This window comes from Kitasatospora sp. NPDC085879, assembly GCF_040686255.1.
In the GTDB taxonomy this organism is placed as follows: Bacteria; Actinomycetota; Actinomycetes; order Streptomycetales; family Streptomycetaceae; genus Kitasatospora.
Map to the genome: position 1 here is coordinate 1 of NZ_JBFBJZ010000136.1, position 9,049 is coordinate 9,049.

A 9,049-nucleotide genomic window follows, 5' to 3' on the forward strand; every position below is an offset into this window, starting at 1 on the left:
ACGAGAACACCGCCTTCCCCACGCAGACCAAACTCACCCTGGCGGTCGCAGCTTGACCCGCTAACCGCATCGGATGTCTTCGTCGCCGCCCTGGAGTCGGGCTCGACCTCGTGGACGGCCCTGCTGGACGCACAGCGTCTGGAACCCGGCGCGGACACCGCGGCCGTCACCGCCGCCCAGCTGCGCGAGGTCCTGCGCGGCATCTTCAACGCCGGACACTGGAAACTCGGCGACCAACCAGTGTTGATCGTGGCGGACGCCGGCTACGACGGCCCGCGCCTGGCCTGGCTGCTGCGGGACCTACCCGTCCAGATCGTGGTGCGGATGCGCTCCGACCGCGTCTTCTTCAACCCCGTGCCCGACGACTACCGGGTGGGCCCCAAGGGCGGCCAACCCCGTTGCCACGGAATCCGGTTCGCGTTGGCCGACCCCGCGACCTGGCGCGATCCCGACAACGACAGCAAGCACACCACCCGCCGCTACGGCACCGCCCGCGTCCGCGCCTGGCACCGCCTCCACCCGCGGATCTGGCGACGCTCCGCCTGGAGCGACCACCAGGGCCAACTCCCCGTCATCGAAGGGACATTGATCCGAATCGACGTCGACCACCTGCCCTCCGGCGGCGCCCCGAAGCCGGTCTGGCTGTGGTTCTCCGACCCCACGCCCAGCGGTGAGGAAACCGACACGGCCTGGCACGCGTTCCTGCGGCGCTTCGACCTGGAGCACACCTTCCGCTTCCTCAAGCAGACCCTCGGCTGGACCCGTCCCCGCCTGCGCGATCCCGCCGCGGCCGACCGCTGGACCTGCCTGGTCCTGGCCGCCCACACCCAACTCCGCCTCGCCAGACCCCTGGCCGCCGACCTCCGCCGACCCTGGGAGCGGCCCCAGCCCGCCGAACGGCTCACCCCCGCCCGGGTCCGGCGCGGGTTCCGCAACATCCGCACGCGCCTGGCCTGCCCCTCCTCTGTTGCGAGACCCTCCCGCCCCGGGCCCGGGCGCCCACCCGGCCGGCCCAACCGCCGCCGAGCCCCCAGCTACGACGTCGGACTCGCCCTGGTCGCCGACCAATAGCGAACAGGCAGGCGAGAACCCCGAACACGGCAGAAGATGATCACCGGAGGTAAAACGGCAAGCTGAGACAGGTCACTCGAACCGGCATCAAGGTAGGCACAGTCACCTTGATCCACAGCCCTGTCACTGGAGTACGCGCGGAGCCTGGACTTCACCAACCAGCGCGGCATGCGGGTGCGGCAGTTCGTCTTCACCGCCGTCGTGCCGGACGGCGCCCCGGTCGTCCTCTCGCCGGACCACGACGACCACCAGTGGGCTCCTGCCGACCGACTGCCGCCGACCAGCGACGGGCAGCGCACGGTGATCGAGTGGCTCACCGGCCGCCTGGACCTTCCCGGCTGGCGACCGGTCGGCGGCTACCTCACCACCATCGCGCGGCCCACGAGCCACGGATGCTTCCTGGTCACCGACCCGCAGGGCCGAACCCTCGGGATGCGCTCCACCATCGACCCGGGCGTGTGGAACTTCCCCGGCGGCAACGTCGAGCACGGCGAGACGCCCTTCACCGCCGCCCTGCGCGAAGCGGAGCAGGAACTGGGCATTGACCTCGCCGCAGAGAACCCCGAGGTGGTCGCCCGGCGGCGCCTGGTCGCCGTCATCCACGAGCAGGCCGGCACCGAGTACCCGGTCCCCGTCTGCGGCTACGTCTTCGACGGTGGCGTCCTCACCGCCGAGCAGCAGGCACGGATCCGCCTCGATCCGGCCGAGCACACCGAATGGCGGTTCGAGACCGCCCACGACTGGCACGCACACATGAACCCGGCCCGGTACCAGCGGCTCCTGCAGATCCTTCGTGCCCACCGCAGCGGCCGGGCGCTCTACCTCGAACGCCCCGGCCCGGCCGACGACTTCGAGGGCATCACGGTCTTCGTCACCGACCCGGCCGGGCGGCTGCTGATGCACCACCGCGACGACAAGTCCGGCATCGCCTGGCCTGGCCACTGGACCCCGATCGGCGGGTGGCGGGAAGGCGACGAGACCCCGCAGGAGACCGCAGCACGTGAGGTCCGCGAGGAGGCCGGAATCACGATCACCCGAATGCGGCTGCTGGCCGGCCCGCGGCACGACCTCGTCTCCCCGCTCATCCGCGTCCTGCACGCCGTCTGGGACGGACCCGAGAGCGACCTGCGGCTCGGCGGCGAGGGCCTGGCCGTACGGATGGTCCCTCTCGCCAAGGTCTTCGACCTCAAGGTCCCGCCCCACATGCACCACTACCTGCCGCTGCTCACCGCGGCGACCGACCGGCCCACCGGGAGGACCTCGTGACCTGGCTCGACAACACCGATCACCCGCTCGACGCGGCGCCCCAAACGTCCGGAACAGATCCGCTGACCCTGGTCGTGGGCGTCCACCTCGTCCTGACCGACGGCGACACGGTGCTGCTCGGGCGCCGCCAAAACACTACGCGAACGGCATGTGGCACCTGCCGGCCGGACACATGGAACCCGGCGAACCGGTCACCCGCTCCATGACCCGCGAGGCCGAGGAGGAGCTGGGCATCACCATCGCGGAGAACAACCTGGTACTCATCCACACGCTGCACCACCTCGACGCCGACGACGGCCGCAGCCGCCTCCAGCTCTTCTTCCATCCCACCCACTCCGAAGGCCAGGTACGGAACGCTGAGCCGCACAAGTGCGAGGAACTGCGCCGGTGGCCGCTCTACCGGTTGCCGGCCGACATCGTGCCCTACACCGCACACGCCCTCGCCGAGATCACCCGCGGCAACCCGCTCTCCACCGTCGGCTGGCCGGCATGACCAGGCCCGTCCTCCCCGACGACACCGACCGACTGCTTCGCAGGACGGCAGGTCCATACGAGCTGATGGGCGCATACTCGCAGGATCGCGACGACTTGCCAACGGTATGGGAGATCCGGACCAGCGACGGGCACCGCCTGTTCACCAAGCGACACAAGAACGACCTCATGCACCAGCGCGAAACTACCGCCTACCGGCACCTCACACCTGCCCTCGGCCCCGGCCGAGCCCCGACCCTGCTGGCCGAGGACCTCCGGGTCGCTGCTCATCATTACCACCGCCCTGCCCGGCACCCCGGCCATCACCACCACCCTCACCGAAACCGAGGAACGCGAGGTGTACCAGCAGGCCGGGCAGCTCGCGGCCCGCATCCACGCCCAGCCGGTGAACGGCGGCCCCATCGGCGAGCAACTGCCCTGGGGCCAGGAGCGCGAACGCGCGCTCGCCCGGGCCCGCGATGCCCGGCTCCCGGAAGCAGACATCGCCGTGCTGGCAGAGGTCACCCGCACCGAGCCGCCGCCCACCACTCCCGCCTACTGCCACGGCGACTTCGGCCCGCGCAACTGGATCCTGCGCCGCGACGGGAGCCAGCCGGTGGTCAGCGTGATCGACTTCGAGCGCAGCCAGATCGAAGAGCCGGTGCGCCGCGACCTGATGAGAGTCATGCTCCAGCTCACCCCGCACCGGCCTGACCTGCGCGAAGCATTCCTTACCGGGTACGGGCGTGAGCTCACCGCCGAGGAGCGGGCAGCGTGCCGGGCCTGGGCCGCGATCGACTGCCCCGCCGCCCTGCGCTGGGCCCTGGACCACCACCGCGACAAGGAGATCCTCGGCTATGCCCGCACCGTCCTGGAGCTGCTTCGCCGTCCCGCGCCGACCGTGTGAAGTCCCCTTCTAATGAATGCCTTTGGAGGTAGTGCTGTGGAGAGCCTGCGGCAGGTTGTGGCCGTCATCGTCCATGACCAGGACCGGGGGAGCGTTGCGACGATCAAATACGCCGTGGACAGCTGGAGCACGATGCCAGCGTGGACGATCCCTGGCGGCAAGGTCGAGATCGGCGAGCGCCTCGACGAGGCCGCCGCCCGCGAGCTCCGGGGAGAGGCCAGCCTGCTCGTTGAGCCCGAGGACCTGCAGCTCGTGCACACGATCCAGGTCCGCCAGGGCTGGGACGGCAAGGGCCGTTCACCAGGACCACCCGATGATCACGACTCGATATGCCCCTAGGTGACGCGCTGAGGTGCCGGACGCCAAGGGCGGGCAGGAGTTGAGTCAACGGTCAACCAGCCGTGGACGCGGGGCCTCACCCGTGGATTCAGCGTCGGTGTCGTCGGTGCCGACCGGGCCGCGGGGAAGCATCCGGTCTAGCCACTTCGGCAGCCACCAGTTGGTCCGGCCGAGGAGTGTCATGGTCGCCGGTACCAGCACCATGCGTACGACCGTGGCGTCGATGAAGATCGCGGTGGCCAGGCCGAGCCCGAACATTTTGGTGGAGGGGTCCTCGGCGACGGCGAAGGACAGGAAGACCGCCACCATGATGAGGGCGGCCGAGGTGATGATCCGGGCGGTGCGCGAGACGCCCTCGACGATCGCCGTGCCGTTGTCGCCGGTGCGCAGGTACTCCTCGCGTACGCGGGAGAGGAGGAACACCTCGTAGTCCATCGACAGGCCGAACAGGATGGCGAAGAGGAACATCGGGATGAACGACACGATCGGAACCGTCGCTTCCAGCCCGATGAGTGCGCCTCCCCAGCCCCACTGGAAGACCGCGACCATGATGCCGTAGGCCGCGCCGATGCTCAGCAGATTCAGCAGTACCGCCTTGAGCGGTACGAGTACCGAGCGGAAGACCAGCATCAGCAGCAGGAACGACATCGCCAGCACGGCGGCGACGAGCACCGGCAGGCGTCGGCTGGTGCGTTGGCCCACATCGGACAGGCTCGCGGCGGCGCCGCCGACGTGGGCCCTGGCCGGGCCGTGCCCGATCGCCGTGGGCAGCACGTCGGTGCGCAGCCGGGCGATGGTGTCGGCCGTGGCCTTGTCCTGAGGGCTGGTGGTCGGGAACACCACGAGGGTCGCGATGCCGGTGGCCAGATCGATGTGCGGCGGCGCGACGGATGCGATGCCCGGATCCGCCGCGACCGTTGCGACGAGTCGGTCCAGCACTCCCGGATCACCGGCGGGGTCCGCGGCGATGACGAGGGGACCGTTGGTGCCCGGGCCGAACCCCTCGGCGACGAGGTCGTAGGCCCGGCGCTCGGTACGGCTGCGGGGCAGTGAGCCGTCGTCGGGCAGGCCGACGCGCAGGCCGAGCACGGGCAGCGTGGCGGTCAGCAGCAGCCCCGCCGCGCCGACCGCGTACAACACCGGGTGCCGGCTGACGTGCCCGATCCAACGACGCCACCCGGCGGCGTGGGCGGCGCCTGCCGCCGGGTCCCGCCGCCGTGCGAGTCGGCCCGGCTTCCTGATCTGCAGAGCCCGGCCGATCCGGCCGGCCCGGGCCAGGCGTGGGCCGGCGGCGCCGAGGAAGGCCGGCAGCAGCGTCACCGACGCGACCACCATGATCAGAACGACGATCGAGACGGCGAGCCCGCCCACCGTCATGAACGGTACGTTCGCGACCGCCAGGCCGAGGATCGATACGACGACGGTGCCGCCGGCGAAGACCACGGGCCTCCCCGCCGTGGCCACCGCTCGCCCCGCCGCCTCGCGGGGATCGAGCCCGCGCGCGAGGTACTCCCGGTGCCTGGCGAGCACGAACAGCGCATAGTCGATGCCCACTCCGAGCCCGACCATGCTGCCCAGGACCGGTGCGAAGGTGGGGACGTCCGTCACCCCCGCCAGTACTGTCATCGTGGCGACCCCGACGGTCAGTCCGAAGACCGCCATGCCGATCGGCAGCGCGGCGGCGACGAGCGAACCGAACGCCAGGAACAGGATCGCGGCCGCGGCGAGGAGGCCGATCAACTCGCTCGCGCCGCCGTCGGGGTCGGAGAAGGCGTAGAAGAGGCTCCCGCCCATCTCGATGCGCAGGGGCAGTTCGGCGCGCAGCCGGTCGCCGAGATCGACGAGGGCGTCGAGGTCTTCGGCCGACAGCCGGCTCTGGTCGGGGTACTGCACCCGGACGACCGCGATCCGCCCGTCGACCGAGACGAGGCCGCCGCGCACGGCGGTGTCCCCGCCTGCGTCGAGTGCCCCCGCCGGGTCGCTCGTGCCGAGCACGTGCGGCAGCCGCTTCACCTCGGTCTGCAGCCGTGTGAGAGCGGTGCGCGCACTGTCGTGGTCGAAGAACGTCGCAGCGCCGTCGAGGGGGGTGACGACCACTTGGGCGGTCATCCCTTCCTGGCCGGTGCCGGCCCGCTCGATCAGTTCCGCGGCCCGCTGGGAGTCCAGTCCCGGAGCGGTCATCGAATCCGCATTCCGCCCGCCGAAGGCGACGGCGGCGAGGACGACGAGCGTGGCGGCGACCAGCCATGCCGCGATCACCCGCCAGGGATGGCGGGCGGCGCTTGCGCCCAGGCGCAACAGGGCTTTCGAGAGCATCGGGTCCTCCAACCACCTCGTCGGCCGTCCTTGTACGGCCGCCGATGCCGAGGCTCCTCGCCACGGCGCTCCGCGGCATCGGCCCGCGGGCCGCGGATCCGTCGGCCCCGGGGCGGAGTGACGACCCGTCCTTTCGGCCGATGCGCGGCACGCCGCGGTCCCTAAGCTGAGAACCGTGCTCCGAGACGACCTGCGAACCCTGTGGACCGAACCCCGGCCGCCCGACGCGCCCGCCCGGGTGCGGCGGGACTGGGCGCTGCTCGCCGCGGGCCTTGCCGGTGTGGCGCTGGAGGCCACCCTGCGCGAGAACCTCGTGTGGCGTCCGGTGGCGGTGGTGTTCGCCCTATGGCTGTGCCTGCTGCCCCTGTGGCGCCGGACCCGCCCGCTGGCGACGGTCACGCTGGCGTTCGGCTCGGTGATCCTGCTTCAGGTGGCCGCGCTCGTCGCCGCACCGCGCGAGCCCGTCGGCCTGTACACCGGCGCGGTCGTGCTCGTGCTGGTGTACGCGCTGCCCCGGTGGGGATCGGGACGGGAGATCGTGCTGGGCGGCGCGATGATCGTCGCGGCGTGCGCGCTGTGTGCCTTCACGGACGAGACCCGGGTGGTCGAAAAGGTCGTGGGCTTCCTCTTCGGGCTGCTGCCCGGCGTGGTCGGGGCTGCGGTGCGGTTCCGGGTGACCGCTCGCGAGCGGCAGTTGGAGCAGGTGCGCTCCCGCGAGCGGGAGCAGCTCGCCCGGGAACTGCACGACACGGTGGCCCACCACGTGTCGGCCATGGTGATCATCGCCCAGGCGGGCCGGGTGCTCGCGGGCACCGACCCGTCCGCCGCGGTCGACGCGCTGGAGGGGGTCGAGGAGGAAGGGGCGCGCACGCTGGAGGAAATGCGCGCCATGGTCGCCGCGCTGCGCGACCGCGGGGTCGGCGCCGAGCTGGCGCCCCCTGCCGGCGTCGCGGATCTGGAGCGCCTGGTGCGCACCCCCGGCGGTCGCATCAGGGTCGACCTGGGGCTCGACGGCGAGCTGGACACTCTGCCCCCGGCCGTGGACGCCGCCGTCTACCGGATCGTGCAGGAGTCGGTGACCAACGCGCTGCGCCACGCGGTCGACGCGACCGAGGTCGTCGTCCGGGTCGCCGCGGAACGGCACACGGTACGGGTGAGCGTGCGGGACAACGGCCGGCGCACCGGCCGGGGTCGCGACGGATACGGACTTACCGGACTGCGCGAGCGCGCGACCCTGATCGGCGGCACACTACGAGCCGGCCCGGGCACCGACCGGGGCTGGCATGTCGAAGCCGAGCTGCCGAGAGCGAGGAGCGAGAGCGGTGTCCGTACGCGTCCTCGTCGCTGACGACCAGACGATCATCCGCACCGGGCTGCGGATCATGCTGAACGCCCAGCCCGGCATCGAGGTGGTCGGCGAGGCCGCCGACGGACAGGAAGCGGTACGTCTGGCCCGCGAACTGCGCCCCGACGTCTGCCTGTTCGACATCCGCATGCCCGTACTCGACGGGCTCGAGGCCACCCGGCTGGTCGCCGGCGCGGGCGTCGCCGACCCGCTGGCCGTGGTCGTCATCACCACGTTCGACCTCGACGAGTACGTCTACGGCGCGCTGCGTGCCGGCGCCCGCGGATTCCTCCTCAAGGACACGGGACCAGACCTTCTGGCCCAGGCCGTACGGTCGGCGTCCGGCGGTGAGGCGCTCATCGCGCCCAGCGTCACCGTCCGTCTGCTCCAGGCATTCGCGGACCTGCCCGCCGGCCGGCCCGCGGCCCAGCCGGTCTCACCCGTCACCGCCCGCGAGGAGCAGGTGCTCCTCGCCGTCGCTCGCGGGCTGACCAACACCGAGATCGCCGATGCACTGCACATCAGCCTCAGCACGGTGAAGACGCATCTGGCCAGCCTGATGGCCAAACTCGGCGCCCGCAACCGGGTCGAGATCGCGATGTGGGCCTACGAAACGCGCCGTATCCTCCCCGGAACCTGAGCCGGGTGCCGGGCCATGTCCCATGAGTCCCCGCCCGGACATCAGTGCGCCGGTCGGCTCACGTCGGCTCCACGTGCCTCACCCGCCCCAGAGCGTGATGTACCAGGAGGCCGGAACTGGGACGGTGAGACACCCGATACGACAAGACTCCCGACAGCTACCTCGCCAGTCTCCACCTGCACGCCTCGATGATCTGGATCAAAGACCCCACCAGGACCACCCGGTGATCACGACTCGATACGCGCCCTAGAGCTCCGCGACCTGACCGGCGGGCCGACCGGTGTTCGCGATGAACGCCAGGGCCGGGGCGAGCAGCCGGCTGAAGGCGGCGCCGTCCGTGCTCCCCCGCACCTCCACCGTGTCTGGGTGCGCGCAACCCAGGCCACGGGCGGCGGCACCGGCAGGACGATCCGCCGCACCGCGTAAACCGCCCCCGGGGCGGTGCGCAGCCACCGCGGGACGACGTTGTCGACGCTCTCCCCGTAGCTGTTCGGGTGGCCGTCGACCGTGTTGCCGGAGCCGTGCAGCCGGAAGTGGCCTGCGCAAGGACGGCGAACGCCTCGCGCCGCGCCACCGGGCGCGGCGCGGGGCGTCACCGTTCAGAGCCGGAAGGGGTTCGCCCCCGCGCCGGCCAGCAGGTACCACGCGGTGGCACCGGTGTGCGGCGCGGCGTAGTAGATGTCGCCCTCACCGG

Annotated in this window: 8 protein-coding genes; 7 read left to right on the top strand and 1 reads right to left on the bottom strand. The window is 71.6% G+C overall.

The genetic code is table 11. The features are described 5' to 3' along the window. The 5 genes from AB0P35_RS40645 to AB0P35_RS40665 all read left to right on the top strand — a co-directional run. On the top strand, positions 1–1,071 hold a 1,071-nt coding region (locus AB0P35_RS40645), incomplete at its 5' end, for a transposase (protein ID WP_363521354.1). Between the two features lie 168 nt (positions 1,072–1,239). Continuing rightward, positions 1,240–2,337: an NUDIX hydrolase gene (locus tag AB0P35_RS40650; RefSeq protein WP_363521357.1), complete on the top strand. Its 1,098-nt coding sequence runs from the start codon at positions 1,240–1,242 to the stop codon at positions 2,335–2,337. 1 nt (position 2,338) lies between these two features. Continuing rightward, positions 2,339–2,830: an NUDIX domain-containing protein gene (locus AB0P35_RS40655; protein WP_257019658.1), complete on the top strand. Its 492-nt coding sequence runs from the start codon at positions 2,339–2,341 to the stop codon at positions 2,828–2,830. A 207-nt stretch (positions 2,831–3,037) separates the two neighbouring features. Continuing rightward, entirely contained in the window at positions 3,038–3,715 is a 678-nt protein-coding gene (locus tag AB0P35_RS40660) for an aminoglycoside phosphotransferase family protein (RefSeq protein WP_257019657.1), read from the top strand. A gap of 36 nt (positions 3,716–3,751) precedes the next feature. Further along, positions 3,752–4,054 carry an NUDIX domain-containing protein gene (locus tag AB0P35_RS40665; protein WP_179419762.1) on the top strand — a complete coding sequence of 101 codons (303 nt, stop codon included), beginning with the start codon at positions 3,752–3,754 and terminating at the stop codon, positions 4,052–4,054. A 45-nt stretch (positions 4,055–4,099) separates the two neighbouring features. Here AB0P35_RS40665 and AB0P35_RS40670 read toward each other — a convergent pair whose 3' ends face one another. After that, positions 4,100–6,370, bottom strand: coding sequence for an MMPL family transporter (locus tag AB0P35_RS40670; protein WP_363521360.1), 2,271 nt, complete (start codon positions 6,368–6,370; stop codon positions 4,100–4,102). A 175-nt stretch (positions 6,371–6,545) separates the two neighbouring features. Here AB0P35_RS40670 and AB0P35_RS40675 point away from each other — a divergent pair, with 175 nt between their 5' ends. Together AB0P35_RS40675 and AB0P35_RS40680 are read left to right on the top strand one after the other, a co-directional pair. After that, a complete protein-coding gene (locus AB0P35_RS40675; protein WP_363521363.1) occupies positions 6,546–7,718 on the top strand; it encodes a histidine kinase in 1,173 nt (390 codons plus the stop codon). Then, the gene (locus AB0P35_RS40680; RefSeq protein WP_095877666.1) at positions 7,693–8,355 is read left to right on the top strand and encodes a response regulator transcription factor; all 663 of its coding nucleotides are present in this window, start codon (positions 7,693–7,695) and stop codon (positions 8,353–8,355) included. The genes AB0P35_RS40675 and AB0P35_RS40680 overlap by 26 nt, the downstream gene beginning before the upstream one ends. The last annotated feature ends 694 nt before the right edge of the window (positions 8,356–9,049 follow it).